Source organism: Luteimonas arsenica (genome assembly GCF_004352825.1).
Lineage (GTDB): Bacteria > Pseudomonadota > Gammaproteobacteria > Xanthomonadales > Xanthomonadaceae > Luteimonas > Luteimonas arsenica.
Genome location: NZ_SJRW01000001.1, coordinates 1,562,742 through 1,589,213 on the forward strand (window position 1 = coordinate 1,562,742; position 26,472 = coordinate 1,589,213).

The 26,472-nt window shown below is 69.7% G+C and carries 23 protein-coding genes; 14 read left to right on the forward strand and 9 right to left on the reverse strand.

What is annotated here, in order from left to right; translation table 11 throughout:
• Nucleotides 1–58: 58 nt before the first annotated feature.
• Nucleotides 59–745: a DUF2461 domain-containing protein gene (locus tag E2170_RS07160; RefSeq protein WP_132999871.1), complete on the forward strand. Its 687-nt coding sequence runs from the start codon at nucleotides 59–61 to the stop codon at nucleotides 743–745.
• A gap of 2 nt (nucleotides 746–747) precedes the next feature.
• The gene (locus tag E2170_RS07165) at nucleotides 748–1,299 is read left to right on the forward strand and encodes a DUF2939 domain-containing protein (protein WP_132999872.1); all 552 of its coding nucleotides are present in this window, start codon (nucleotides 748–750) and stop codon (nucleotides 1,297–1,299) included.
• Here the strand turns inward: E2170_RS07165 and E2170_RS07170 are convergent.
• A complete protein-coding gene (locus E2170_RS07170; protein ID WP_132999873.1) occupies nucleotides 1,296–2,201 on the reverse strand; it encodes a 5'-nucleotidase in 906 nt (301 codons plus the stop codon). The two genes, E2170_RS07165 and E2170_RS07170, sit on opposite strands and share 4 nt — an antisense overlap.
• A gap of 125 nt (nucleotides 2,202–2,326) precedes the next feature.
• On the opposite strand from E2170_RS07170, the gene E2170_RS07175 reads away from it, so the two are divergent.
• Complete coding sequence (locus tag E2170_RS07175; protein ID WP_132999874.1) at nucleotides 2,327–3,475, forward strand: alpha/beta fold hydrolase; 1,149 nt, start codon at nucleotides 2,327–2,329, stop codon at nucleotides 3,473–3,475.
• 30 nt (nucleotides 3,476–3,505) lie between these two features.
• On the opposite strand, the gene E2170_RS07180 is transcribed toward E2170_RS07175, so the two are convergent.
• The 3 genes from E2170_RS07180 to E2170_RS07190 form a co-directional block, all read right to left on the reverse strand.
• Nucleotides 3,506–4,291 carry an NAD kinase gene (locus E2170_RS07180; RefSeq protein ID WP_132999875.1) on the reverse strand — a complete coding sequence of 262 codons (786 nt, stop codon included), beginning with the start codon at nucleotides 4,289–4,291 and terminating at the stop codon, nucleotides 3,506–3,508.
• Between the two features lie 66 nt (nucleotides 4,292–4,357).
• The gene (locus E2170_RS07185) at nucleotides 4,358–9,238 is read right to left on the reverse strand and encodes an NAD-glutamate dehydrogenase (protein ID WP_132999876.1); all 4,881 of its coding nucleotides are present in this window, start codon (nucleotides 9,236–9,238) and stop codon (nucleotides 4,358–4,360) included.
• 161 nt (nucleotides 9,239–9,399) lie between these two features.
• Complete coding sequence (locus E2170_RS07190; RefSeq protein WP_132999877.1) at nucleotides 9,400–10,548, reverse strand: acyl-CoA dehydrogenase family protein; 1,149 nt, start codon at nucleotides 10,546–10,548, stop codon at nucleotides 9,400–9,402.
• 199 nt (nucleotides 10,549–10,747) lie between these two features.
• On the opposite strand from E2170_RS07190, the gene E2170_RS07195 reads away from it, so the two are divergent.
• From E2170_RS07195 to E2170_RS07210, 4 genes are all read left to right on the forward strand, one after another.
• On the forward strand, nucleotides 10,748–11,677 hold the full coding sequence (locus E2170_RS07195) for an ArsR/SmtB family transcription factor (protein WP_132999878.1): 930 nt from the start codon (nucleotides 10,748–10,750) through the stop codon (nucleotides 11,675–11,677).
• Nucleotides 11,674–12,747 (forward strand): homocysteine S-methyltransferase family protein, encoded by a 1,074-nt coding sequence (locus E2170_RS07200; RefSeq protein ID WP_132999879.1) that lies wholly within the window; start codon nucleotides 11,674–11,676, stop codon nucleotides 12,745–12,747. Before E2170_RS07195 ends, E2170_RS07200 begins: the two co-directional genes overlap by 4 nt.
• Before the next feature lie 316 nt (nucleotides 12,748–13,063).
• Nucleotides 13,064–15,763, forward strand: coding sequence for a methionine synthase (metH, locus tag E2170_RS07205; RefSeq protein WP_132999880.1), 2,700 nt, complete (start codon nucleotides 13,064–13,066; stop codon nucleotides 15,761–15,763).
• A 13-nt stretch (nucleotides 15,764–15,776) separates the two neighbouring features.
• Nucleotides 15,777–16,958, forward strand: a complete 1,182-nt coding sequence (locus E2170_RS07210; RefSeq protein ID WP_132999881.1) for an MFS transporter — start codon at nucleotides 15,777–15,779, stop codon at nucleotides 16,956–16,958.
• A 170-nt stretch (nucleotides 16,959–17,128) separates the two neighbouring features.
• On the opposite strand, the gene E2170_RS07215 is transcribed toward E2170_RS07210, so the two are convergent.
• Genes E2170_RS07215 through E2170_RS07235 form a run of 5 tightly spaced genes read right to left on the reverse strand, consistent with a single transcriptional unit; the run spans nucleotide 17,129 to nucleotide 21,094 of the window.
• Nucleotides 17,129–17,788, reverse strand: coding sequence for a DUF2058 domain-containing protein (locus E2170_RS07215; protein WP_132999882.1), 660 nt, complete (start codon nucleotides 17,786–17,788; stop codon nucleotides 17,129–17,131).
• 6 nt (nucleotides 17,789–17,794) lie between these two features.
• Nucleotides 17,795–18,010, reverse strand: a complete 216-nt coding sequence (locus E2170_RS07220) for a SlyX family protein (protein WP_132999883.1) — start codon at nucleotides 18,008–18,010, stop codon at nucleotides 17,795–17,797.
• Between the two features lie 2 nt (nucleotides 18,011–18,012).
• Nucleotides 18,013–19,356 (reverse strand): UDP-glucose dehydrogenase family protein, encoded by a 1,344-nt coding sequence (locus E2170_RS07225; RefSeq protein ID WP_132999884.1) that lies wholly within the window; start codon nucleotides 19,354–19,356, stop codon nucleotides 18,013–18,015.
• Nucleotides 19,357–19,361: 5 nt separating this feature from the next.
• On the reverse strand, nucleotides 19,362–20,114 hold the full coding sequence (locus tag E2170_RS07230) for an FKBP-type peptidyl-prolyl cis-trans isomerase N-terminal domain-containing protein (protein ID WP_132999885.1): 753 nt from the start codon (nucleotides 20,112–20,114) through the stop codon (nucleotides 19,362–19,364).
• Nucleotides 20,115–20,149: 35 nt separating this feature from the next.
• Nucleotides 20,150–21,094 (reverse strand): FKBP-type peptidyl-prolyl cis-trans isomerase, encoded by a 945-nt coding sequence (locus E2170_RS07235; RefSeq protein ID WP_132999886.1) that lies wholly within the window; start codon nucleotides 21,092–21,094, stop codon nucleotides 20,150–20,152.
• A gap of 184 nt (nucleotides 21,095–21,278) precedes the next feature.
• On the opposite strand from E2170_RS07235, the gene E2170_RS07240 reads away from it, so the two are divergent.
• The 7 genes from E2170_RS07240 (at nucleotide 21,279) to E2170_RS07270 (ending at nucleotide 26,459) form a co-directional block, all read left to right on the forward strand.
• Nucleotides 21,279–21,515: a hypothetical protein gene (locus tag E2170_RS07240; RefSeq protein WP_132999887.1), complete on the forward strand. Its 237-nt coding sequence runs from the start codon at nucleotides 21,279–21,281 to the stop codon at nucleotides 21,513–21,515.
• A 4-nt stretch (nucleotides 21,516–21,519) separates the two neighbouring features.
• The gene (locus E2170_RS07245; RefSeq protein ID WP_132999888.1) at nucleotides 21,520–21,882 is read left to right on the forward strand and encodes a GntR family transcriptional regulator; all 363 of its coding nucleotides are present in this window, start codon (nucleotides 21,520–21,522) and stop codon (nucleotides 21,880–21,882) included.
• The gene (locus E2170_RS07250; protein ID WP_132999889.1) at nucleotides 21,879–22,751 is read left to right on the forward strand and encodes an ABC transporter ATP-binding protein; all 873 of its coding nucleotides are present in this window, start codon (nucleotides 21,879–21,881) and stop codon (nucleotides 22,749–22,751) included. The genes E2170_RS07245 and E2170_RS07250 overlap by 4 nt, the downstream gene beginning before the upstream one ends.
• Nucleotides 22,748–23,794 (forward strand): hypothetical protein, encoded by a 1,047-nt coding sequence (locus tag E2170_RS07255; protein ID WP_243708081.1) that lies wholly within the window; start codon nucleotides 22,748–22,750, stop codon nucleotides 23,792–23,794. The genes E2170_RS07250 and E2170_RS07255 overlap by 4 nt, the downstream gene beginning before the upstream one ends.
• A gap of 29 nt (nucleotides 23,795–23,823) precedes the next feature.
• Complete coding sequence (locus E2170_RS07260) at nucleotides 23,824–24,561, forward strand: YggN family protein (protein WP_132999890.1); 738 nt, start codon at nucleotides 23,824–23,826, stop codon at nucleotides 24,559–24,561.
• Between the two features lie 57 nt (nucleotides 24,562–24,618).
• The gene (locus E2170_RS07265; protein ID WP_165942188.1) at nucleotides 24,619–25,467 is read left to right on the forward strand and encodes a GIN domain-containing protein; all 849 of its coding nucleotides are present in this window, start codon (nucleotides 24,619–24,621) and stop codon (nucleotides 25,465–25,467) included.
• A gap of 92 nt (nucleotides 25,468–25,559) precedes the next feature.
• Nucleotides 25,560–26,459, forward strand: a complete 900-nt coding sequence (locus E2170_RS07270; protein WP_132999891.1) for a universal stress protein — start codon at nucleotides 25,560–25,562, stop codon at nucleotides 26,457–26,459.
• Nucleotides 26,460–26,472 lie beyond the last annotated feature (13 nt).

Below are 26,472 nucleotides of genomic sequence, written 5' to 3' on the forward strand. Positions count from 1 at the left end.
GCGCGTCCACCGCCTCCGGTGGCCCCACCAGGGCATCCGACAGCCTGCCTGCAGACCCATGAGCACCTACTTCAGCGAGAAGACCTTCCGCTTCCTGCGCGCGCTCGCGCGCCACAACGAGCGCGTCTGGTTCCACGCCCACAAGCACGACTACGAAGCGCACGTGCGCGACCCGCTGCAGCGGCTGGTCACGGACCTGCAGCCCGACCTCGCCGAAGTAAGCCTGCACTTCCGCGCCGACCCGCGCACAGTCGGCGGCTCGCTGTACCGCATCCAGCGCGACACCCGCTTCGCCAACGACAAGCGACCCTACAAGACCTGGCAGGGCGCGCGCTTGTTCCACGCCCGGCGCAGGGAGCTGGCCTCACCGCTGTACTACCTGCACATCGAGCCCGGCGGCTGTTTCGTCGGCGCCGGCATCTGGCGTCCCGAATCGCCGACGCTGCGCCGGATCCGCCAGTTCATCGTCGACAATCCCGCCGGCTGGAAGGCCGCCGCGCACGCGCCCGCCTTCCGCCGCCGCTACGCACTCGATGACGAGGACATACTGGTGCGCCCGCCGCGTGGCTTTCCCGCCGACTTCGCCTTCATCGACGACCTGCGCCACCGCAGCTTCGTGGCCTGGCGCGCGCTCGACGACGCCACCGTCACCGGCCCGAAGCTGCGCCAGGTGCTGGCGAAGGACCTGCGCGAGCTCGCGCCCTTCGTCGACTACCTCTGCGCCGCGCTGGACCTGGAGTTCTGAGCATGGTCGATGCCCGCAAGCTGCGCCGCCTGGCCTGGATCGCCGCCGTGGTGCTGGTCGCCCTGCTGGCCTGGACCGCGAGCGGTCCTTGGCGCGCGATCGAAGGCATCCGCCAGGCAGTGAAGACCGAGGACGCGCGTGCGCTCTCGCGTCACGTCGATTTCCCGGCGCTGCGCGCCAGCCTGAGGCCGCAGGTACAGGACCGCGTCATCCGCGCCGCCGGCGTGGACGCGCACTCCGGGCCCTTCAGCGCCTTCGGCGTGACCGTGGCCGCGGGGCTTGCGGGTGGCCTGGTGGATGCGATGGTCACCCCCGTCGGCCTCGGCGCGATGATGGAGGGACGCAAGGTCTGGAACCGGGTGGGCGGGGTCCCGCCGCCGACGCGCAGCGATACCAGCGCACAGCCGGAGCCGATCCCCGAGCCACGGCTGCGCTTCGAATCCTTCTCGCGCGCGTCGGCCACGGTCACGATGGACGATGGCAGCGAACTGGTGCTGGTGCTGACCCGCAACGGCACGCGCTGGCGCCTGGCCGAAATCCGGCTGCCGGACTAGGAGTTCGAGATGCCGTGCGGCACGTGGCCGGTGGCCACGTGTTCGCGGGCGGAGTCGATGTTGTGCTGCGAGTCGTCGAAGAAGATGTCGGCGCCGAACACGTCCAGGAACGGCCCCTTCGGCCGGCCGCCCAGGAACAGGGCCTCGTCCAGGCGCACGCCCCACTCGCGCAGGGTGCGGATCACGCGCTCATGCGCGGGCGCCGAACGCGCGGTGACCAGGGCAGTGCGGATCGGCGAGGCGTCGCCCGGCGGATACGCCGCCTGCAGGTGGTGCAGCGCGTCGAGGAAGCCGCGGAACGGCCCGCCCGACAGCGGCTCGCGCGCACGCTCGATCTCGTGGCGATGGAAGGCCTCGATCCCGGCTTCCCGCGACACCCGCTCGCCCTCGTCGCCGAAGATCACCGCATCGCCGTCGAAGGCGATGCGCAGCTGGTCATGGCGGTGCGCCGGCGCCTTGGCCGGCAGGATGGTGGCCGCGGCCACGCCGTTCTCCAGCGCAGCGCGCACGGAATCGGGATTGGCCGACAGGAACAGCTGGGCGCCGAAGGGCCGGATGTAGGGCCAGGTCGGCTCGCCCGAGGTGAAGGTCGCGCGCGCGATCGAAAGGCCGTGGTGCTGGATGGAGTTGAAGATGCGCAGCCCGGTGTCGGCGGAGTTGCGCGACAGCAGGATCACCTCCACGCGCGGGGCGTCAGCCGCGGCGCCTTCGTTGAGCGCGAGCAGCTTGCGCACCAGCGGGAAGGCGATACCGGGCTCCAACACCTCGTCCTCCTTGGCCCGCTGGTGCTCGGCATAGGCCTCGATGCCGGCGCTCTCGAACAGCGAATGGCTGTCCTCGAGGTCGAACAGGGCCCGAGAGGAGATCGCGACGATCAGCGGCGGCAGGACATCGGACGGCATGGCGCAAGTATGCGTGATGGCGGTCGCAGGACGCGAGATGCCCTGCCGGAGACGTGACTGCAGGCACTGCCGCACGCGGATCACGTCCGGGACGCTGTCTGCACCGGCCACAACGAAGTTCGACCATGGAATCCCGCACCCGAAAACTGTCGCGCGCCGCCATCCTGCTTGCCGCCCTGCTCGCCATGCCCATGCTCGCGACCGCATCCGGCGCAACGCCGGCCGACACCGGTGAACCCCACGCCGAAACCAAACGCATCCTCGGCGACCTCCAGCGGGTGGTCACTCCGAACGGCGTGCAGTCACTGGAAAAGGTGCGCCTGGGCGGCATCGAACAGTGGATATCGATCCGCGGTGCGGATCGCGACAACCCGGTGCTGCTCTACCTGCACGGCGGGCCGGCGCAGCCGATGATGCCGGCGAGCTGGACCTTCCAGCGCGCCTGGGAGGACTACTTCACCGTGGTGCAGTGGGATCAGCGCGCGAGCGGCAAGACCTATCGGGCGTCCGATCCCGTCGAAGTCGCGGACACGATCAGGATCGAACGCTATGTCGACGATGCGCTCGAACTCATCGCCCTGCTGCGCGAGCGCTTCGGCAAGGACAAGGTCGTGGTGCTCGGCCACAGCTGGGGCACGATCGTCGGCATGGAAGTACTGCTGCAGCGGCCCGAGTGGCTGCACGCCTACGTCGGCCTGGGGCAGGTCATCAGTGTCGAGGAGAACGAAACCCTCGGCTACGAGTACGCCCTGCGCCGCGCGCGGGCCGAAGGCCACCGCGAGGCGATCGCCGAGCTCGAGGCGCTGGCGCCCTACCCCGGCCCCGAAGCGCTGCACCGCGACCGCATCGGTACGCAGCGGAAATGGAGCATCCACTTCGGCGGCCTCAGCAGCTACCGCGACAACGCCAACCAGTACTTCGCCTCGCAGCGCCTGTCGCCTGACTACAGCGAGGCCGACCGCCAGGCGATCCACGAAGGCAGCCTGCTGACCCTCGACCGGATCCTGGCCGAATGGAACATCGTCGACTTCCGCGGCGTGCACGAGGTCGGCGCGCCGGTGGTGATGTTCATGGGCCGGCACGACTACACCACGCCCTCGCAGCAGGCGGCCGACTGGGTGGCCCGGGTCGAAGCGCCGGCCAAGGATGCGGTGTGGTTCGAGCACTCGGCGCATCTCGCGCCGCTGGAGGAGCCCGGCCGCGTGCTCATGGCCCTGGTCAATCGGGTGCGGCCGTTCGCGGTCGCCGCCGGCGACGGTGCCCCGGCGCGCTGAAGCATCCGCGGGAGCGGCGGCGCGCGGGGATCAGGCCTCGAACTGCTCGCTGAGGATCCGCTCCTCGAGGTTGTGCTCGGGGTCGAACAGCAGGGTCACGGTGCGGTCGCGCGACTCCTGGATGGTGACCTCGACCACGTCGCGGACCTCGTGCGAGTCGGCGGTGGCGCTGACCGGGCGCTTGTAGGGATCGAGCACGCGGAAGCGCACCACCGTATCGGCCTTGAGCAGCGCCCCGCGCCAGCGCCGCGGCCGGAAGGCGGCGATCGGGGTCAAGGCGACGACGCTGGAGCCCAGCGGCAGGATCGGGCCGTGGGCGGAGTAGTTGTAGGCGGTGCTGCCGGCGGGCGTGGCCAGCATCACGCCGTCGCAGACCAGCTCGTCCAGGCGCACCTGGCCGTTGAGCTCGATCGAGACGTGGGCGGCCTGGCGCGTCTGGCGCAGCAGCGAGACCTCGTTGTAGGCCAGCGAGCCGACGCTGGCGCCGGATTCGGTGGCCGCGACCATTTCCAGCGGACGCAGCACCGCGGGTTCGGCCCCCTCCAGGCGCTGCATCAGGTCGGGCAGCGTGCCGCCCTCGCCCTGGTAGTGGTTCATCAGGAAGCCCACGGTGCCCATCTTCAGGCCGTACACCGGCTTGCCCAGGGCACCGTGGCGATGCAGGGTCTGCAGCATGAAACCGTCGCCGCCGAGCGCGCAGATGATGTCCGCCTCGTCCGGCGGGCACTGGCCGTGGCGGGCGGTGAACTGCTCCAGCGCCGCCTGTGCATCGGCGGCGGGACTGGCAAGGAAGGCGATGCGCGGCGATCCGGTCATGGATCGCAGCATACCCTCCCCCGCCTTGCGGGGGGCGGGCGTCGGTACTGGCCGCGGGCTTTTTCCTCAGCCGGCGCTCGCCAGCTGCGCCAGGCGACGCACCGCCACCGACGCGGTCGGGTAGTCGAGCGTCTTCTGCGCGGCCAGTTCCGCCAGCATGCCCAGGGTGAACTTCAGCGCCGGATCGTCACGACCGATCCACTGCGCGACCTTGGCATCTGCGTCGCGACCCGGCATCGACAGCACCTGGGCGACCAGGGCGCGGTGCTGGGTGGCGAGTTCGTCGCGCAGCGCGCCGTGGGCAACGGCGTGCCAGCGGCCGTCGACGGTCAGCGCGTCGATCTGCTGGACCAGCCACGGCAGGTTGAGCGCGTCGGCCAGGCGGAAGTACACGCGCGCCACCTCGACCGGCTTGCGCTTGCGCTCGCGCGACAGCTCGATGATGTCGGGGCTGGGCTCCAGGTAGGGCAACGCGGCCAGCTGGCCGGCGAGCCCGGCCGGCACGCCCTTGGCGCGCCAGTCGGCCAGCGACTGCTCGTAGGCCGGGCGCTGCGCCGCGGTGAGGATGTCCTCGCCCGCGTACACCGCCTGGAAGCCGTCGTGGTAGCGCTCGACCGCGCTGGTGATGGTGGGCAGCGCACCCGGACGCGCCAGCAGCCAGCGGGTGAAGGAACGCTGCAGCGCCCAGATCACCTGCAGGGCGTCGATCTGCACCGACTCGGCCACCTTGCCGTCGAGTGCGTCGATCTGCGCCCACAGCGAACGCGCCTCGATGGTCTCGCGGGTCACCGTGAACGCCTTGGCGACCTCGGCCGGCGTGCGCCCGCTGTCTTCCTGCATGCGCAGCAGGAAGGTCGCGCCCATGCGGTTGATGGTCGAATTGGTTACCGCCGTGGCGATGATCTCGCGCTTCAGGCGGTGCTGCTCCATGGCCTTGGCGTACTTCGCCTGCAGCGGCTGCGGGAAGTAGCGCTGCAGCTCGCGCGAGAGGTACGGATCCTCCGGGATGTCGGAGTTGAGCAGCTGCTCGAAGGCCACCAGCTTGGAGTACGACAGCAGCACCGACAGCTCGGGCCGGGTCAGGCCCTGGTTGCGCGACTTGCGCTCGGCGATCTCCGCGTCGCTGGGCAGGAACTCGATCTGGCGGTCGAGCAGGCCCTGCGATTCCAGGGTGCGGATGAAGTGCTGTTTCGAGCCCAGGCGCGGCACGCTCATCCGCTCCATCAGGCTCAGCGCCTGGTTCTGGCGGTAGTTGTCGTTGAGCACCAGGCCTGCGACCTCGTCGGTCATCGCCTTGAGCAGCTTGTTGCGGTCGGCCAGCTTCAGCTTGCCCGCCTGCACCTGCGAATTGAGCAGGATCTTGATGTTCACCTCGTGGTCGGAGGTGTCCACGCCGGCCGAGTTGTCGATGAAGTCGGTGTTGAGCAGGACGCCGGCCTGGGCGGCCTCGATGCGGCCCCGCTGGGTCATGCCCAGGTTGCCGCCCTCGCCCACCACGCGGCAGCGCAGTTCGCCGCCGTTGATGCGGATGGCGTTGTTGGCACGGTCGCCGACGTCGGCGTGGGTTTCGCCCGCGCCCTTGACGTAGGTGCCGATGCCGCCGTTCCAGAGCAGGTCGACCGGAGCCTTCAGCACCGCGGTCATCAGCTCGTTCGGGCTCATCGCGGTGACGCCGTCGGCGATGCCCAGTGCCTCGCGCATCTCCGGCGACACCGGGATCGACTTCGCGCTGCGCGGGAACACGCCGCCACCCTTGCTGATCAGCGACTTGTCGTAGTCGTCCCAGCTCGAGCGCGGGAGCTTGAACATGCGCTCGCGCTCCTTGTACGAGCGCGCCGAATCCGGGTTCGGGTCGACGAAGATGTGGCGGTGGTCCATGGCCGCGACCAGGCGGATGTGCTTCGACAGCAGCATGCCGTTGCCGAAGACGTCGCCGGACATGTCGCCGACGCCGACCGCGGTGAAGTCCTGCGTCTGGCTGTCATGGCCGAGCGCGCGGAAGTGGCGCTTGACCGACTCCCAGGCGCCGCGCGCGGTGATGCCCATGCCCTTGTGGTCGTAGCCGACCGAGCCGCCGGAGGCGAAGGCGTCGTCGAGCCAGTAGCCGTAGTCGCGGGCGATGCCGTTGGCGATGTCGGAGAAGGTCGCGGTGCCTTTGTCGGCGGCCACCACCATGTAGGGATCGGGATCATCGTGGCGCACGACGTTCGCCGGCGGCAGCACCTTGCCGTCCACCGTCAGGTTGTCGGTGACGTCGAGCAGGCCGCTGATGAAGCGCTTGTAGCAGGCCACGCCCTCGGCCTGGACCGCGTCGCGGTCGCCGCCCACCGGCGGGCGCTTGACGATGAAGCCGCCCTTGGAACCAACCGGCACGATCACCGTGTTCTTCACCATCTGCGCCTTGACCAGGCCCAGCACCTCGGTGCGGAAGTCCTCGCGGCGGTCGGACCAGCGCAGGCCGCCGCGCGCCACCGGGCCGAAGCGCAGGTGGATGCCTTCCACGCGCGGGCCGTAGACGAAGATCTCGCGATAGGGACGCGGCTTGGGCAGGTCCGGCACCGCCGCGGAGTCGAACTTGAAGGCGATATAGTCCTTGGCCGCGCCCGCGGCGTCGACCTGGTAGAAGTTGGTGCGCAGGGTGGCGTCCATCACGTCGACGTAGCTGCGCAGGATGCGGTCCTCGTCGAGGCTGGCGACGCCTTCCAGCATGTCCTTGATCGCGGCGTGGGCGGCGCGGATCGCCGCCTCCCTGCCCTTGTCGGCGGCAGGGTCGAAGCGCGCCTCGAACAGTTCGACCAGCTTGGCGGCCAGCGCCGGGTTGCGAACCAGGGTTTCCTCGACGTAGCTCTGCGAAAACGGCACGCCGACCTGGAGCAGGTACTTACAGTAGCCGCGCAGCATCGCCACCTGGCGCCAGCCCAGGCCGGCGACGGCCACCAGGCGGTTGAAGCCGTCGTTCTCGGCGTCGCCGTGCCAGATGCGCGCGAAGGCCTCCTCGAACTTCGCGGCGTCGGGCTCGATGCCTCCGCCCACCTCGACCTCGAAGTCCTGGATGTAGGCGACGCGTGAGCCGGACGCACCCTGCCCGACCAGGCGGTGCGGATGCTCGGCGATCACGCGCAGGCCCATGTTCTCCATCATCGGCAGCACGTCCGAAAGCGGCACGTCATGGTCCACGCGGTACAGCTTCAGGCGCAGCGCGCCCTCGCCAGGCTGGTCGAGCGCGGCGCGTTGCAGGTTCAGGCGCAGGTCGTCGGCACCGGCCAGCGCGTCGAGGTGCTCGACATCGCCTGCAGCCACGGCCGGCGTCGCGCGTTCGATGTACTGCACCGGCAGGGCGCGGCCCCAGCCGGAGGCCAGGGCCAGGCCGCGGGCCTCGCCGTGGGTGGCGATCAGGGCCTCGCGCAGGTCGTCCTGCCAGTTGCGCACGATGGCGGCGAGTTCGGCCTGCAGCGAGCCCTCGTCGACCTCGACCGCCTCGCCGGTGCGCGGACGCACCAGCATGTGCAGCTGCGCCAGCGGCGATTCGCCCAGGGTGACGTTGGTGTCGACGTGGTCGGCGCCCAGCGCCTCCTTGAGCATCGCCTCCACGCGCAGGCGGACCTCGGTGTTGTAGCGGTCGCGCGGGACGTAGGCCAGCACCGAATAGAAGCGGCCGTAGTGGTCGGGGCGCAGGAACAGGCGGCTGCGCACGCGCTCCTGCAGGCCGAGGATACCGCTGGCCACGCGCTGGAGCTCACTGCTGGACGCCTGGAACAGCTCGTCGCGCGGCAGGGTCTCGAGGATGTGCTTGAGCGCCTTGCCACTGTGGCCGGTGTCGGCCAGGCCCGAAGCGCCCATCACCTGTTCGTGGCGCTCGCGCACGATCGGGATATCCCAGGGGCGGCGGTTGTAGGCGCCGGAGGTGTAGAGGCCGAGGAAGCGCTTCTCGCTGATCGCCTTGGCGCCGGCCCGGTCGAAGCCGAGCACGCCGATGTAGTCCATGTAGCCCGGGCGGTGGATCGAGGAGCGGGCGTTGGTCTTGGTCAGGATCAGCGGCTCGATGCCACGCTCGGCGCGCTGCGCGCCCACCGTGCTCAACAGGCGCGGCTTGCCGACGTCACGGCCGCGGAGCAGGCCCAGGCCGCTGCCATCGACGGCCTGCAGGACTTCGTCGCGGCCCTTCTTCACCACCTCGTATTCGCGGTAGCCGAAGAAGGTGAAATGGTTGTCGGCGGCCCAGCGCAGGAAGGCCTGGATTTCGGCACGCTCGTCGTCGGAGACCGGCAGCGGACCGCTGCCGAGGCCGTCGGCCACCTGCTCCATGCGCGTGCGCATCTCCTTCCAGTCCTCCACGATCGCGCGCACGTCCTCGAGCACGCCGCGCACGGCCGCCTCGACCCGCGCGCAGCCTTCCGGCGACTGGCGGTCGATCTCCAGGTGCATCAGCGATTCGGGACTGCCGCTACCCACGCCCGTCAGCTTGCCCGCGCGGTCGCGGTCGAGTGCCACCACCGGATGGCCGAGCACGTGCACGCCGACCCCGAGCTCGGCCAGCGCCATCGTCACCGAGTCGACCAGGAACGGCATGTCGTCGTTGGCGATCTGCAGCACCGTGTGCTGGGTCTCCCAGCCGTGGCTGGCGCGCGTCGGATTGAACAGGCGTACGCTGGCCGAACCCGGCTTGCGCTTGCCGATGAAGGCCAGGAAGTCAGCCGCCAGCGCGGCCCAGCCGTCGGCCTCGTGCAGGCCGACCTCGTCGTCGCCCATGCGCTGGTAGAAGGCGGCGGCGAAGGCGGTGGCATCGTCGCCACCCGCCTTGCCCACGCGCTTGCGGACCGCGGCCAGGACCGGGTCCAGCAGCTTGCTGTCGCGCGCGGCGACGCGGCGTTCGCCGGCCTTGGCGACCTCCTTGGCGGTATTGGCGGTGGTCGTGCGGGCAGGCGCCTTCTTGCGAGCAGTACTCATGTCGGTTTCCGGATGCAATGAGGCCCGCGCACAGGCACGGGCCAAGGGGTCGTTGTCTTCAGGAACAGGGAACCGCGGTCGTGCCGTCTTCCGGGATCGGGATCGGCGCGGGACGCGGGCAATGGCAGGTGGACGGCACGGGCTGCACGGTCGTGGGAACGTCAGCGCAGCCCGGTCTCATGCCGGGCGATCACGAGCCTCTGGATCTCGCTGGTGCCCTCGTAGATCTCGGTGATCTTGGCGTCGCGGAAATAGCGCTCGATCGGCATTTCCTTGGAATAGCCCATGCCGCCGTGGATCTGCAGCGCCTGGTGGGTGATCCACATGGCGGCCTCGGACGCGGTGAGCTTGGCGATCGCGGCCTCGTTGCTGAAGCGCTGGCCCTGGCCCTTCAGCCACGCCGCGCGCAGCGTCAGCAGCAGCGCCGCGTCGAGCTTGCACTTCATGTCGGCGATCTTGGCCTGGGTCATCTGGAAGGTGCCGATCGGCGCGCCGAAGGCCTTGCGCTCCTTCGCGTACTCGATCGTGGCCTCGTAGGCCGCGCGCGCGAGGCCGATGGCCTGCGAAGCGATGCCGATGCGGCCCGCGTCAAGCACGCCCATCGCGATCTTGAAGCCCTGGCCTTCCTCGCCCAGCACCTCGTCGGCCTGGACCACGTAGTCGTTGAACTCGATCTCGCAGGTGGCCGAGGCGCGGATGCCGAGCTTGGGCTCGGTCTTGCCGCGGCCGAAGCCGTCGCGGGCGGTGTCGATGATGAAGGCGGTGATGCCGCGGGCGCCCTTGTCCGGGTCGGTCATCGCGAACAGCACGATGTACTTCGCCACCGGGCCCGAGGTGATCCAGCTCTTCTTGCCGTTGACCACGAAGCTGCCGTCGGCCTGCTTCACGGCGCGGCAGCGCATGGCGGTGGCGTCGGAGCCCGACTGCGGTTCGGTCAGCGCGAAGGCGCCGATCTCGCGCCCTTCGGCAATCGCGGCGACGTAGAGCTTCTTCTGCGCCTCGGTGCCGTGGGTCAGGATGCCGTTGCAGAACAGCGAGTTGTTGACCGACATGATGGTCGAGTGCGCGGCGTCGGCCGCGGCGACTTCGACCATGGCCAGCACGTAGGCCACCGGGTCCATGTCGGCGCCGCCGTATTCAGCCGGAACCTCGATGCCCATCAGGCCGTTCTCACCCAGCAGGCGGATGTTCTCGAGGGGGAATTCGCCGGTCCGGTCGTGGTGCTCGGCGCTCGGCGCGATCTTCTCCTGCGCGATGCGGCGGGCCACGTCCTGGATCATCAACTGCTCTTCGGTGAAGCTGAAATCCACGCGCTGCTCCTGGTCGCGCCGCGCCCATGCGCGGCTGCTCGGGTCAAGACCGCCATTCTAGCCCGCCGGCCGCCGCGTATCGACAGGCCACCCGGCGGAACGCGGCCCGCCGCGGCACCGCGCCGCATCCTTCGCTGGCCTTGACCCGACGCCAAACCCGTTCGACAATGCATCGCTATATCGCGATAGGAAGATATATATGGATCTCGAAGCCTGGTCCAGCCACCTCAAGGTGCTGGCGGATGCCACCCGGGTCCGGCTGCTGGCCCTGCTGGACGGCGAGGAGCTGACGGTCGCCGAGCTCTCGGCGATCACCCGCCTCGCCCAACCCCGCGTCTCCACCCATCTCGCGCGCCTCAAGGAGGCGGGCCTGGTGCGCGACCGCCGCGCCGGCGTCTCGGCCTACTACCGCTTCGACGAGGACCGCCTGGACCCGGCGCAGCGCGCATTGTGGCAGACGCTGCGCGAGGGCAGCGACGATCCCCTGCTCCGCCAGGATGCCGAGCGCGTGGCCGGCGTGCTGGCGATGCGCGCCGCCGACCAGAACTGGGCCGATTCGGTGGCCGGCGACATGGAGCGCCATTACTCCCCCGGCCGCACCTGGGAAGCGATGGCGCGCTCCGCCCTGCCCCTGCTCGAGACCGGCGACGTGCTCGACATCGCGTCCGGCGACGGCGTACTGGCCGAGCTCCTGGCACCGCATGCACAGCGCTACGTCTGCATCGATACCAGTCCACGCGTGGTCGCCGCCGCCCAGGAGCGCCTGAAGCGCTACCGCAACGTGGAAGTGCGCGAGGCCGACATGCATGCCCTGCCCTTCGACGACGCCAGCTTCGACCTGGTGGTGCTGATGCACGCGCTGACCTATGCCGGCAAGCCCGCGGCCGCCGTGGCCGAGGCCGCCCGCGTGCTGCGCCCCGGCGGCCGCCTGCTGCTGGTCAGCCTGGCGCGCCACGGCCACCAGAGCGCGGTCGAAGCCTTCGGCCACATCAACCTCGGCTTCACCGAGAAGGAGCTGCGCCGCTTCGTCGACAAGGCCGGCCTGGCGCTGCAGTCCTGCGAGACGGTCACGCGCGAGAAGCGTCCGCCGCACTTCGAAGTCATCTCCCTGATCGCAGGCAGGCCGTGAGCGCCCTGGCCTGGCTCGACCCCGACCGCGTCGCGCGGCTCGAAGCCGCGCTGGCCACCCGCATCCTGGTCATCGACGGCGCCATGGGCACGATGATCCAGCAGCACCGGCTGGAAGAAGCCGAGTACCGGGGCGAGCGCTTCGCCGCGGGCTTCGACAGCCTGCATCCAGGCGTCGGCACGGGCCATGACCTCAAGGGCAACAACGACCTGCTGAGCCTGACCCGCCCCGAGGTGATCGCCGCCATCCACGACGCCTACCTCGAGGCCGGCGCCGACATCCTCGAAACCAATACCTTCAATTCCACCGCGGTCAGCCAGGCCGACTACCACCTGCCCCACCTCGTTCGCGAACTGAACTTCGAAGGCGCGCGCCTGGCCCGTGCCGCCTGCAACGCCGCCGAGGCGGCCACGCCCGACCGCCCGCGCTTCGTCGCCGGCGTGATCGGCCCGACCAGCCGCACCGCTTCGATCAGCCCCGACGTCAACGACCCGGGCTTCCGCAACACCAGCTTCGACGCCCTGCGCGAGGACTACCGCGTGGCCATCGACGGCCTCATCGACGGCGGCGCCGACATCCTGATGGTCGAGACCATCTTCGACACCCTCAACGCCAAGGCCGCGCTCTACGCCATCGAGGAAGCCTTCGACGCCCGCGGCGGCCGCCTGCCGGTGATGATTTCCGGCACCATCACCGACGCCTCCGGCCGCACGCTGTCGGGCCAGACCGCCGAGGCCTTCTGGATCTCGGTCGCGCACGCGCGCCCGCTGTCGGTCGGCCTGAACTGCGCGCTGGGCGCGAAGGAGCTGCGCCCGCACGTCGAGACCCTGGCCCGCGTCGCCGGCTGCTTCGTCAGCGCCCATCCCAACGCCGGCTTGCCGAATGCCTTCGCCGAATACGACGAGACCCCGGAAGAAATGGCCGGCATGCTCCACGAATTCGCCACCTCCGGCCTCCTCAACCTGGTCGGCGGCTGCTGCGGCACCACCCCGGCCCACATCCGCGCCATCGCCGACGCCGTCCGCGGCCTACCCCCGCGGTCGCTGGCTTCGCTGGAGGCTGCGGCGTGAGGGTGTTCTTGCCACGGATTTGCGCAGATGCGCCGCGGATTTTCACGGATGGAGCAAAAGCTTTTTCTAGCCACGGATCTGCGCGGATTACGCGGATTTGGCCGAGGCAAGACTCGAAGATCTTCTTGATCATGGCTCCTGCGCGTCGTTGCCGGATTGGTACGCACCCACTTCCAGGGATTCAGCCTGATCCGCGTGATCCGCGCAGATCCGTGGCAAAAAAAGCTCTTCGCTCTTTCTGCCTCTCCCGCTCCATCCGTGTAGATCCGCGGCGCATCCGCGCTAATCCGTGGCAAAAAACCGGCGAGGCGCCCCGATGAGCACGCCACGCTACACGCGGCTGTCGGGGCTGGAGCCGCTGGTCATCACGCCGGAGCTGTTGTTCGTCAATGTGGGCGAGCGGACGAATGTCACCGGCAGTGCGCAGTTCCGGAAGCTCATCAAGGAGGAGCGCTTCGAGGAGGCGGTCGAGGTCGCGCGGCAGCAGGTGGCGAACGGGGCGCAGGTCCTTGACGTCAACATGGACGAGGGGCTGATCGATTCGGCGAAGGCGATGACGCGCTTCCTCACGCTGATCGCCTCGGAACCCGACATCGCGCGCATCCCGGTGATGGTCGATTCCTCGAAGTGGGAGGTGATCGAGGCCGGGCTGAAGTGCCTGCAGGGCAAGGGCGTGGTCAACTCGATCTCGCTCAAGGAAGGCAGGGACGCCTTCGTCGAGCACGCGCGCAAGGTGCTGCGCTACGGCGCCGCGGCGGTGGTCATGGCCTTCGACGAGGACGGCCAGGCCGATACCGCGCAGCGCAAGGTCGAGATCTGCACGCGCGCCTACCGCATCCTGGTCGACGAGGTCGGGTTCCCGCCCGAGGACATCATCTTCGACCCCAACATCTTCGCCGTCGCCACCGGCCTGGAGGAGCACGACAACTACGCCGTCGACTTCATCGAGGCCACCCGGGTCATCAAGGCCACGCTGCCGCACTGCCATGTGTCCGGTGGCGTCTCCAACGTCTCGTTCTCCTTCCGCGGCAACGAGACCGTGCGCGCGGCGATCCATTCGGTGTTCCTGTACCACGCCATCGCCGCCGGCATGGACATGGGCATCGTCAACGCCGGCGCGATGCCGATCTACGACGACCTCGACGCCGAGTTGCGCGACCACGTCGAGGACGTGATCCTCAACCGCCGCCCCGACGCCACCGAGCGACTGCTGGCGCTGGCCGAGCGCTACAAGGGCAGCAAGGGGAAGAAGAAGGAAGAGGACCTCGGCTGGCGCCGGAAGGACGTGAAGGCGCGCCTGAGCCATGCGCTGGTGCATGGCATCGACCAGTACGTCGAGTCCGATACCGAAGAGGCGCGCCTGCTGTCCGCGCGGCCGCTGGACGTGATCGAAGGCCCGCTGATGGACGGCATGAACGTGGTCGGCGACCTGTTCGGCGCCGGCAAGATGTTCCTGCCGCAGGTGGTGAAGTCGGCGCGGGTGATGAAGAAGGCGGTCGCCTACCTGCTGCCCTTCATCGAGGCCGAGAAGCTGCGCACCGGCGACGCCGGCAAGAACAACGGCCGGATCGTGATGGCGACCGTCAAGGGCGACGTCCACGACATCGGCAAGAACATCGTCGGCGTGGTGCTGGCCTGCAACAACTTCGAGGTCATCGACCTGGGCGTGATGGTGCCGGCGCAGAAGATCATCGACACCGCGGTGGCCGAGAACGCCGACATCATCGGCGTCTCCGGCCTGATCACGCCCTCGCTGGAGGAGATGGGCCACGTCGCCCGCGAGATGGAGCGCCAGGGGCTGACCATCCCGCTGATGATCGGCGGTGCCACCACCTCGCGCGCGCACACGGCGCTGAAGATCGACCCCTTCTACAAGTCACCCACGATCTGGGTGAAGGACGCCTCGCGCGCGGTCGGCGTGGCGCAGTCGCTGGTTTCCGCCGAGCTGCGCGCGCCCTTCGTCGCCGCCAACGAATCCGACTACGCCGAGATCCGCCAGCGCCACCGCAACCGCGGCGACGCCAAGCGCCTGGTGCCGCTGGAGAAGGCGCGCGGCCAGCGCTTCGACGGCGGCTGGGGCGACTATGTCCCGCCAAGGCCGGCGAAGCCCGGCATCACCGTCTTCGACGATTACCCGCTGGCCGACCTGGTCGAGACCATCGACTGGACGCCCTTCTTCCAGGCCTGGGAGCTGGCCGGCCGCTACCCCGCGATCCTCACCGACGAGGTCGTGGGCGAATCCGCCAGCGAGCTCTACCGCGATGCGCGCGCGATGCTCGACACCATCATCGAGGAGAAGTGGCTGACCGCGAAGGCGGTGTTCGGACTGTTCCCCGCCAACGCCGTCGGCGATGACGTCGAACTGCAGGTCGCGGCCGCGGACGGGGCGGCGGAGACCCTCGTGGTTCCCTTCCTCCGCCAGCAGGTGGACAAGCCCGTCGAACGCCCCGACTTCTGCCTGGCCGACTTCATCGCGCCGAAGGACACCGGGCTGGAGGACTGGATGGGGATGTTCGCGGTCACCGCCGGCATCGGCATCGAGCCGCACCTGGAGCGCTTCCGCGCCGACCACGACGACTACCGCGGCATCCTGCTCAAGGCACTGGCCGACCGCCTGGCCGAAGCCCTGGCCGAGCACCTGCATCGCCGCGTGCGCACGGAGTTCTGGGGCTACGCCGCCGGCGAGGCGCTGGACAACGACGCCCTGATCGCCGAGGCCTATCGCGGCATCCGCCCGGCGCCCGGCTATCCGGCCTGCCCCGACCACAGCCCCAAGGGCCAGCTGTTCCGGCTGCTAGACGCCACCGGAAACGCCGGCATGGAGCTGACCGACGGCTTCGCGATGCTGCCCACCGCAGCGGTGTCCGGCTACTATTTCAGCCACCCGAAGAGCCAGTACTTCGTGGTCGGGCGGCTGGGCAAGGACCAGCTCGCCGACTACGCGAAGCGCCGCGGCGTGCCGCTGGCCCAGGCCGAACGCTGGCTGGCATCGAACCTGGACTACGACCCGGAATAGCCGCGCAGACACCATGACCGGGGACAAGCGCACCGCAGCGGCGGCGGCACCGGTGGTGCGCCTGTCGAGCTTCTATTTCACCTACTACGCGGCCCTGGGCGCGTTCACGCCCTACTGGGCGATGCACCTGCAGTCGCGCGGCATGGGCATCGCCGCGATCAGCGTGATGATGAGCCTGTGGTACGCCACCCGCGTGGTCGCGCCCACGGCCTGGGCGACGCTCGCGGCCACCTCGCCGAAGCCGATCCGCTGGCTGCGCATCGGCTGCGTGCTGACGGTGGCAAGCTTCGCCTGCTTCCTGCCCGGACAGCCCGAGTGGACGCTGTTCGCGGCCATGGTCGCGTTCTGCTTCTTCTACAACGCGGTGATGCCGCAGTTCGAGGCGATCACGCTCGGCCACCTCGGCGCCAACGCCCACCGCTACGGCGCGATCCGGGTCTGGGGTTCGATCGGCTTCATCCTGGTGACCACCGGCTTCGGCTGGCTGATCGAGCGCCACGGCGCCGGCATCCTGCCCTGGGCGATGCTGCCGCTGTTCGTGCTGATGGCGGCGAGCGCCTTCGCCAACCGCGATGCCGGCCACGTCGGGCCGCGCGGCCCCGCGGGCGCCGGCTTCTGGAAGATCGTGCGCCAGCCGCGGGTCGCGGCCTTCCTGGTCGCCGCGTTCCTGGAACAGCTCTCCTTCGGCCCCTACTACACCTTCTTCTCCGTCTACATGGACGGCCTGGGCTATGCGACCTCGACGCTCGGGCTGATGTGGACCGTGGGCGTGGTGTTCGAGGTCGCGGTGTTCTTCACCATCGCCGGCTTCTTCCGCCGCTGGGACGCGAGCTGGCTGCTGCTGGGCTCGATGGCCAGCGCGGTGCTGCGCTGGTGGGCCACCGCGCTGTGGCCGGAAAGCATGCCGGTGATGCTGGTCGCCCAGGCCACCCACGCCCTGAGCTTCGCCGCCTTCTTCGCCGCCGCCATGCAGCTGCTCGCGAAGCACTTCCCCGGCCCCCTGAACGGCCATGCCCAGGGCCTGTTCTACGGCTTCTCCTCCGGCCTGGGCGGCGTCCTCGGCGCCCTGGTCGCCGGCCAGCTCTGGCCCTGGGGCGACGGCCACGTCGCCTTCCTCGCCGCCGGCTGCTTCGCCCTGCTCGGCTGCGTGATCACCTGGATCTGGGTCGTGCCGAGGACGCGGCGAGATGCCTGAAAAGCGAAAAGATTCTTGCCACGGATTCACACGGATTACGCGGATCTGGCCGAGGCGAGATTGACGTCAGAAAGCCATCTGAAAGAAGAGCAGGTGCAGGGCGTGATGCAGGCACTGGCCTCAACCAGATCCGCGTAATCCGCGTAAATCCGTGGCAAAAGCTCTTCGCCCTACCAGACGAGATCATCCGGAACCTGGTACTTCGGGTCGGCGTAGGGGTCGTCTTCGGCCGGGGCGTTCGGGTCGACCCTGAGGGCGACGGCGGCGGGGAAGATGGCTTCGGCTTCGGCCAGGGTCGCGGCGGTGACCAGGAGGTAGCGGCCGTTGCGCTGGACCACGCCGAGTTCGCCGGCGTTGAGCGCGCGCAGCTGCTCTTCGGTGACGTGGATGCGCTTGATCTTGCCGCCATACTCGAAGTGGCGCACGTGCTCGGCGTCGGCGGCGTTCAGGCCCTTGCCTTCCAGCAGGGTGGCCAGTTTCGCCTGGGCTTCGCGGCGCAGGCGGGCCGCTTCCTGCTTTTCGCGCTCGACGCGGATGCGCTCGTCCTTCTCGCGCTGGGCGCGGATGGCATAGGCCTTGGCGAGATCGATGTCGCCGTCGGGTCGGGGACCGCGGCCGCCGGGGCCGCGGGCGCCCTTCGGCCCCTGCCCCTTCGCGCCCTGCCCGCCCCGGCGCGATCCCGCATCGGCAGGGCCGGGGCCTTTGCCGCGCGCGTCGGTCCGACCCTTGCCGCCCGGGCCGTCCTTGCGGCGCGGCCCCTTGGGCTTGTCGGCCACCGGCGCCGGCTTGAAGCCTAGGCCCAGCAGCTGGTCTCGCAGCGAATCGCTCATGGTCGTTCAGTAATGCGGCGGGGGCGGTTCGTCGGCGGGGTCGCCGGTAATGCCGGGGCGGTTGGCGCGCAGCTCCTCGAGCGCGCGCCGCAGCAGGACGTCGTTGCGCGACAGCTCCATGCGGGCATCGGCCAGGGCGTCGCTGAGCTCGGCCAGCGCCTGCTCCTGGAACGCCAGACGGGTCTCCAGCTCGTCCACCCGCGCTTCCAGCCCGGTGGACATGCTCAGGGGGCCTGCACCGAGCGGCCGCGGCCGATGCCGTAGTAGGCCAGGCCGGCCTCCTCGGCGTCCTCGGGGCGGTAGATGTTGCGGCCGTCGAAGACCACCGCGTCGGCCAGCTTCGCCCGGATCTGCGCCAGGTCGGCGCTGCGGAACTGCTTCCACTCGGTCACCACCACCAGCGCGTCCGCGCCCTCGAGCGCTTCGTGGGCGGAACCACAGAGCACCAGGTCGTCGCGCTCGCCGAAGATCCTGCGCGCCTCGTCGGTCGCTTCCGGGTCGTAGGCCCGCACGCGCGCGCCCGAGTCCCAGAGCTGCGCCAGCAGGCGGCGGCTGGAGGCCTCGCGCATATCGTCGGTGTCGGGCTTGAAGGCCAGGCCCCAGACCGCGAAGGTCTTGCCACTGATGCCGGCATCGCCGTAGTGGCGCTGCACCAGTTCATGCAGGTGACCCTTCTGGCGCTCGTTCACCGCCTCCACGGCGTCGAGCAGCAGCGGCTGGTGGCCCACCTGCTGCGCGGTGCGCGCCAGCGCCTGCACGTCCTTGGGGAAGCAGGAGCCGCCGTAGCCAGCGCCGGGATAGATGAAGTGCCAGCCGATGCGCGGGTCCGAGCCAATGCCTTTGCGCACCATCTCGACGTCGGCGCCGACCTTCTCGGCGATGTTCGAGATCTCGTTCATGAAACTGATCTTGGTCGCGAGCATGGCGTTGGCCGCGTACTTGGTCAGCTCCGCCGATCGCACGTCCATGACCACGAAGCGGTCGTGGTTGCGGTTGAAGGGCGCGTACAGGCGCTTGAGCTTCTCCGCAGCCTTCGGACTGTCCACGCCCAGCACGATGCGGTCCGGGCGCATGCAGTCCTCGACCGCCGCGCCCTCCTTCAGGAACTCGGGATTGGACACCACGTCGAACGCGACATCGGCGCCGCGCGCGGCCAGGGCTTCGGCGATGGCCGCGCGCACGCGGTCGGCCGTGCCCACCGGCACCGTGGACTTGTCGACCACGATCGCCGGCCGCTCTAGGTGCTCGCCGATGGTGCGCGCCACCGCCAGCACGTACTGCAGGTCGGCGCTGCCGTCCTCGTCGGGCGGCGTGCCCACGGCGATGAACACCACCTCACCGTGCGCGACCGCACGTGCGGCGTCTGTGGTGAAGTCCAGCCGGCCGGCGGCGTGGTTGGCCTTGACCATCGGCTCCAGGCCGGGCTCGTAGATCGGGATGACGCCCTGCTGCAGGCGCTCGACCTTGCCTGCGTCGACATCGACGCAGACCACGTCGTGACCGACCTCGGCCAGGCAGGTGCCGGTGACCAGTCCCACGTAGCCGGTACCGAAGATACTGACGCGCATGGGCTTTACTCCGTTGCTTCGTCCAGGATGTCGATCAGCTCGACCTCGAATACCAGGACGCTGCCCGGGGCGATCGGACCACCGGGGGTGCCCACGTCGCCATAGCCCAGTTCGCTCGGCAGCCAGAGCATGTACTTGCTGCCCACCGGCATCAGCTGCAGGCCTTCCTGCCAGCCCGGGACCACGCTCGACAGCGTGAAGGTCGCCGGTTCGCCACGCTCGTAGGAGCTGTCGAACACGGTGCCGTCGACCAGCGAGCCCCGGTAGTGGACACTCACCCGGCTGTCGGTACCAGGCGTCGGGCCGCTGCCCTGCTCCAGCACCTTGTACTGCAGCCCGGAATCGGTGACCTGCACGCCCTCTTCCTTCGCGTTGGCGGCCAGGAACGCCTCGCCGGCCTCGCGGTTGCCCGCGGCCATCTTGGCCTGCATGCGCTGGCCGAAGGCCTCGAACACCTGGCGCGCCTGTTCCTCGTTCATGAGCGGCTCCTCGCCGTTCATCGAGGTGCGCATCGCCTTGATCAGGGAATCGACGTCGACATCGTCCTTGATCTCGGCAAGCGTGCCGCCGATCTGCAGGCCGATGGCGTAGCCCGCCTGCTGCTCTTCGGTCGGCAGGCCGGCAATCTCGAGCGCGGCCGGCGTGGCGCCCGCGGTGCCCTTGCCGGCACCGGGCTCGATCTTCTTGCAGGCGCCCAGGGCGAGGACGATCGATGCGGCCAGCACGCTGGTCGCGGCGGCTCGGGCGAGCTTGTTCATGGGGTTACCTCAGGGGAATTGGAGAGGGGTCGCGCTCAGGGCAGCTGCAGCAGCTCGACGTCGAAAACAAGGGTGGCGTTCGGGGGGATGCCACCCGGCGAGCCGTTGCGGCCGTAGGCCAGCTCCGACGGGATCCAGAAGCGGTACTTCGCACCCACCGGCATCAGCTGCAGGCCCTCGGTCCAGCCGGCGATCACCTGGCTGAGGCCGAAGGTGGCAGGGTCGTTGCGGGCATACGAGCTGTCGAACACGGTGCCGTCGAGCAAGCGGCCCTCGTAGTGCACGCGGACCTGTGCCGAGGCATGCGGCGGACGCGGGCCCGAGCCCTGGCGCAGCACCATGTACTGCAGGCCGGAGCCGGTGGTGACCACGCCCTTGGCCGTCTTGTTGCCGGCCAGGAACTCGGCGCCGGCGGCGGCATTGGTGCTGGCCGCGGCTTCGCTTTCCTTGCGCATGCGCTGCTGGATGCGGGCGGTGAAGGCCTCCCGGACCGAAGCGAGGGCGGCATCGTCGAGCAGCGGCTGGCTGCCGTCGAGCACGGTGGCGACGCCCCGCGCGAACACAGGGAGGTCGATCTCGTCCTTCACCGGCGCCAGCGAACGGCCCACGTCGGCACCCACCAGCAGGCCGACCTTGTCGGCCGCGACCGGCGGCGGCTCGCTGCCGGGAGCCATCCCGGCGATGGTCTGGCCGGAACGCACGGCCACGCGCTGCATCAGCGCGGGCCCGACCTCGGCGGCCTCGGCCTCCGAGATCAGCGGTTCCCCGCCTTCGAGGGCATGGCCGACGGCGCGCAGGAAAGCCTCGCGGTCGAGGTCCGGGCCGACCATCTCGATCGAACGGCCGACGTCGACGCCGACCATGTAGCTGTTCTTCTCGCGCTCGGTGGACGGCACGGGGTTCTCCTGGGCAACAACGGGGGCCAGCGACAGGGCCGCGGCGAGGGACAGCGCGGCGAGGCCGCGCAGCGAAGATTTCATCAGGGAAGGCTCCTGGACTCTGGCCGCGTCCGGCGCGGCGGCGAACCCCTATTGTCGCGACCGGCGGCGTCCCGGGCAATGTCCGGCGATCCCTGCCATCAGTTGGGTGTGTCCCCGCTTGACCCGACGTGTGGTGGTGTTATAGTTGCATACAACACCAGTCACCCAGAGCAGGACGGACGCCATGAACCGCAAGCTCAAGAACTGCCTGATCGCCCTGTCCGCCAGCGGACTGGCCCTGGTTGCCGCCATCCTGGCCGGCGGCCCCGTCGTCGAGCATGTCCGCCCCACGGCGGCTCCGCTGGCGGGCACGGCCGTTGACGCCGACGACCAGGAAGCCTACCGCCCCCGGGTGGATCGCCGGGGACTGGCCCTGCCCTATTTCTCGTTCGCCCGCGGCGTGCGCCGCATCGGAGGCTGAAGCCATGTCCGGCATCCAGTGGAGCGATGGCGCTCCCATCTACCGCCAGCTGAAGGAGCGGGTCATCGCGATGATGCTCGATGGCCAGCTCAAGCCCGGCGACGCACTGCCTTCGGTGCGCCAGGTCGCGGCCGAATACCAGCTCAATCCCATCACCGTGTCGCGCGCCTACCAGGAGCTGGCTGACGAGGCGCTCGTCGAAAAGCGCAGGGGCCTTGGCATGTATGTCACTGAAGAAGCGTCCAGGAAGCTGCTCGGCAACGAACGCGAGCGCTTCCTGACCGAAGAATGGCCGCAGGTGCTCGAACGCATCCGCCTGCTGGGCCTCACGCCCGAAGAACTGCTGCGCGAAGGGGATTCCGCATGAACACGCACGACACCGCCGTCATCGACGCCCGCGGCCTCCGCAAGGCCTACAAGGGCAAGCCGGCGCTGGACGCCGCCAGCTTCCGCATCGAGCCCGGCCGCATTGTCGGCCTGGTCGGCCCCAACGGCGCCGGCAAGACCACCGCGCTCAAGGCCGTCCTCGGCCTGATCCCCTTCCAGGGCGATCTTTCGGTGCTCGGCCGCGACCCGCGCAGCCAGCGCAACGATCTGATGAACGATGTCTGCTTCATCGCCGACGTCGCCGTGCTGCCGCGCTGGATGCGGGTGCGCGAGGCGATCGCCTTCGTCGAGGGGGTGCACCCGCGCTTCGATCGCGCCCGCTGCGAGCGCTTCCTGGCCAACACCAAGCTGACCCCCAAGATGCGGGTGCGCGAGATGTCCAAGGGCATGATCGTGCAGCTGCACCTGGCGCTGGTGATGGCGATCGACGCCCGCCTGCTGGTGCTCGACGAGCCCACGCTCGGCCTCGACGTGCTTTACCGCAAGGAGTTCTACCAGCGCCTGCTGGAGGACTACTTCGATGACGAGAAGACCATCGTCATCACCACCCACCAGGTCGAGGAGGTCGAGCACATCCTCACCGATGCGCTGTTCATCCGCGATGGCAGGATCGTCCTGGACGCGCCGATGGAAGACCTGGCGCAGCGCTTCACCGAAGTACTGGTCGATGCCGGCCAGGCCGATGCCGCCCGTGCCCTGTCGCCGATCGACGAGCGCAGCCTGCCCTTCGGCAAGACCGTGATGCTGTTCGACGGCGTCGAACGCAGCGCGCTGGCCGCCTTCGGCGAAACCCGCACCCCGGGCCTCGCCGACCTCTTCGTCGCCACCATGAAGGGAACCTACGCATGAACGCCACAGCCGAAACCCTGCCGGTGGCCAAGGCCCCCGCGCACAAGACCCACCGCTTCGCCCTGCTGCTCAGGCGCGAGTACTGGGAGCACCGCGGCGGCTTCCTCTGGGCGCCGGCGATCGCGGGCGCGATCTCGCTGCTGCTCACCGCGATCCTCCTCGTGGTGGCTGCGGTCGGCATGCGCAACGCCGACGCGGATGCCGACTTCGTCCTCGAAGACGGCACCCGGATGTCCATCAACGGCCTGGACCTGGGCATCCTCGCCGACCAGATGAGCGCGTCCGACAAGGCCCAGCTCGCCAGCGGCATCGACATGACCATGCTGCTTTCGTCGGCCTGGCCCTACATCGTGATGATGTTCGTGATGTTCTTCTATTGCCTGGGCGCGCTGTACGACGAGCGCAAGGACCGCAGCGTGCTGTTCTGGAAGTCGCTGCCGGTGTCCGACGGCGAGACGGTGCTGTCGAAGGCGGTCAGCGCGTCCCTGGTCGTGCCCCTGTTGGCGACCCTGGTCGCGATCGTCACGATGCTGGTGTTCCTGGTGATGCTGAGCGTGATGGTGATGATCCATGGCGGCAACGCCTGGGAGCTGATCTGGGGCCCAGGCAACCCGCTGGCGATCGCCGCCTACTCGCTCGCCGCGATCCCGGTCTACGCGATCTGGGCGCTGCCCACCGTGGGCTGGCTGATGCTGTGCTCGGCCTGGGCGCGCAGCGTGCCCTTCCTCTGGGCGCTGCTGGTGCCGGTTCTCGGCGGCGGCTTCGTGACCATGTTCGGCGTGTTGCGCCTGTTCAACGTCGATGGCGAGTGGTTCTGGAGCAACATCGTGGCCAGGATGCTGCTCGGCGCGATACCGCTGACGCATCACGACATCGCGCGCATGGACGGCGTGGACATCGAACACGGCGGCGTGCTGCAGCTGATCGAGCCGGCCGGCGTGTACTCCAACCTGCTCCAGCCCGAGCTGTGGATCGGCGCCGCCGCCGGCGTGGCCATGCTGGTGCTGGCCACCCGCCTGCGCCGCTGGCGCGACGAAGGCTGACCCACGCGACCCACCCGGGAGGATTCGACATGACGACCAGAGCACGCCTCACTGGAGCACGCCTCACTGGAGCGCGCTTCGCCGCCGCCATCCCCGTCGTCCTGGCCTGCCTCCTCGCCAGCGGCTGCGACCAGGCCCCGGACCCGCAGGCCGACGCCGGCACCACCGCGGACGCCGATGCTGGCCAGAGCTTCATCGGACGCAAGGTCGCCGCCGCGATCGACAAGGCGGGCCAGGAACTGAAGACGGAGAACATCCGCATCGGCCAGGAAAGCCGGATCACCATCAACGGCCGCAGCTACGGCTCGCGCGCCGCCGACAAGGGACTGCCGAAGGCGGAGATCACGCCCGACGGCGAGCTGCTGGTCGATGGCAACGCGGTGCCTGCCACGCCCGCGCAGCGCGAAGCCCTGCTCGCCTACCGCCGCAACCTGGAAGGCCTGGCCCTTTCCGGCATGACCATCGGCGCGCAGGGCGCCGACGTCGCCGGGACGGCGCTGACCGGCATCGGACAGGCGCTGTTCGGCGGCGAGGAAGGCCGCAGGACCTACGAGGCGCGGATCGAGGCCGAAGCGGAAAAAATCAAGCAGGAGGCCTACAAGCTCTGCGCCCTGCTGCCGGACCTTTACGACAGCCAGCAGTCGCTGGCGACGCTGCTGCCCGACTTCGCCCCCTACGCGACGATGACGCCCGAGGACGTCGAAGACTGCAAGGAAGGCATCGAAGCGGAAGAAGCACGCGCGCCCGAAGACGCCATCAAGGCCTGATCCGCGCGCACTTGTGCGCGCCACTCCACACCATCCCGAACGGAACGAGAACCCGCCATGCGAATCCATGCCACCGCCCTTTCCCTTTCCCTGCTGGCGCTCGCCGTGGCCGCTGCCCCGGCCGCGCACGCCGACGACGACCGCGCCTGCAAGCACAGCGCCCCGCAGTCGCTGACCCTGGACATCGGCGATGCCCGCAGCATCGAGTTCCACGTCGGCAACAGCAAGCTGCGCCTGGACGGCAAGCCCGGCAAGGCCGGCAGCCTGCAGGGCCGCGCCTGCGCTTCCAGCGCCGACGACCTCGCCCGCCTGCGCCTTGAGCAGAAGCGCGAAGGCGACACCCTGGTCGTCCGCCTGGCGCGCGAAGAGCGCAGCGGCTGGAGCTTCGGCAACCGCTATGCGTATTTCGACCTCGCCGGCAGCGTGCCTGACGGCATGCGCATCGAGGTGTCGGTGGGCTCCGGTGACGCCTGGGCCAACGACCTGTCCGAACTCGGCCTGACCGTGGGTTCGGGCGACGCCGAAGGCCGGCGCATCCACGGCAAGGTCGATGCGCGCGTGGGCTCCGGCGACATCGAGCTGGCCGACCTCGGCAGCCTGGACGTCGACTCGATCGGCTCGGGCGACCTCAAGGCACGCGGCGTGGGTGGCAACGCGCGCATCGGCAGCATCGGCTCCGGCGACCTGGAGCTGCGCGATGTCGGCGGCAACGTCGACATCGGCTCGGTGGGTTCGGGCGATGCCGACCTGGAGCGCATCAAGGGCAGCGTCGAAGTCGGCTCGGTCGGCTCCGGCGACATCGACATCGACGGCGTGGGCGGCGACCTGCGCGTGCGCGCAGTGGGCAGCGGCTCGGTCGACCACAGCGGCGTCGCCGGGCGCGTCGACCTGCCGCGCAAGCGCTGAGCACCCGCCACCGGGCACGCGCGGCCCGGCGAGGCTAGACTCGGCAGGAGCCACGCCGCAATCCGCGGCGTGGCATCGATGCCGAGGATCCCATGCAGGACATCGTCTGGAAGCCCGGCGCGCCGCGCGCCATCCTGCTCGCCACCGACCTCGACGGCCGCTGCGACCGCGCCCTGGACCGTGCAGTGGCGCTGGCCCGTGAGTGGCAGGCGAAGCTGGTGGTGCTGACCGTGGTCGAACCGCCGCCCGCGCCGCCGCCGCGCATCGGCGAGGTGCCCGAGGTACAGGCCAGCCCGGCCGCGCTGCGCGCCGCCGCGCGCCTGCGCCGCGACGTCGGGCCGGCCGCCGAAGGCCTTGCCCTGGAACTGCTGGTGCGCGAGGGCAAGGTCGGCGACTGCATCGAAGCCGTCGCCCGCGACACCGGCTGCAGCCTGGTGGTCACCGGCGTCGCCCATGACGCGTTCTTCGGCCGTCACCTGCTGGGCTCGACCGTGTCCTGGCTGGCGCGCCACGGCCGCCTGCCGCTGCTGGTCGTGCGCAACCGCGTGCATGCGCCCTATGCACGGATGCTGGTGGCGAGCGACTTCTCCGACTCCTCGGCGCGGGCGCTGGACGTGGCCCGCGCACTGTTCCCTGACGTGGATGCGACGCTGTTCAGCGCCTTCGAAGTGCCCTATCTGGGCCTGCGCGACGGCGACCGCGAAGGCAGCATCGGCCAGGTCCACGAGGCCACCCTGCAGGCCGCGCGCGATTTCCTGTGCGAACGCGGCCATGAAGGCCTGCCGATGGTGGCCGCCCATGGCGACGCCGCCGCGCGACTGGCCGAACACGCCACCGATACCGGCGCCGACCTCGTGGCCGTGGCCACTCATGGCCGCAGCGCCCTGTTCCATCTGGTGATCGGCAGCGTGGCGCGCGAGATTCTCGACGCCAGCCCCTGCGACACCTTGCTGGTGCCGGAACCGAGAGCACGCGAGGCCGCGGCAGGCTGAGTCCCGCAACGGC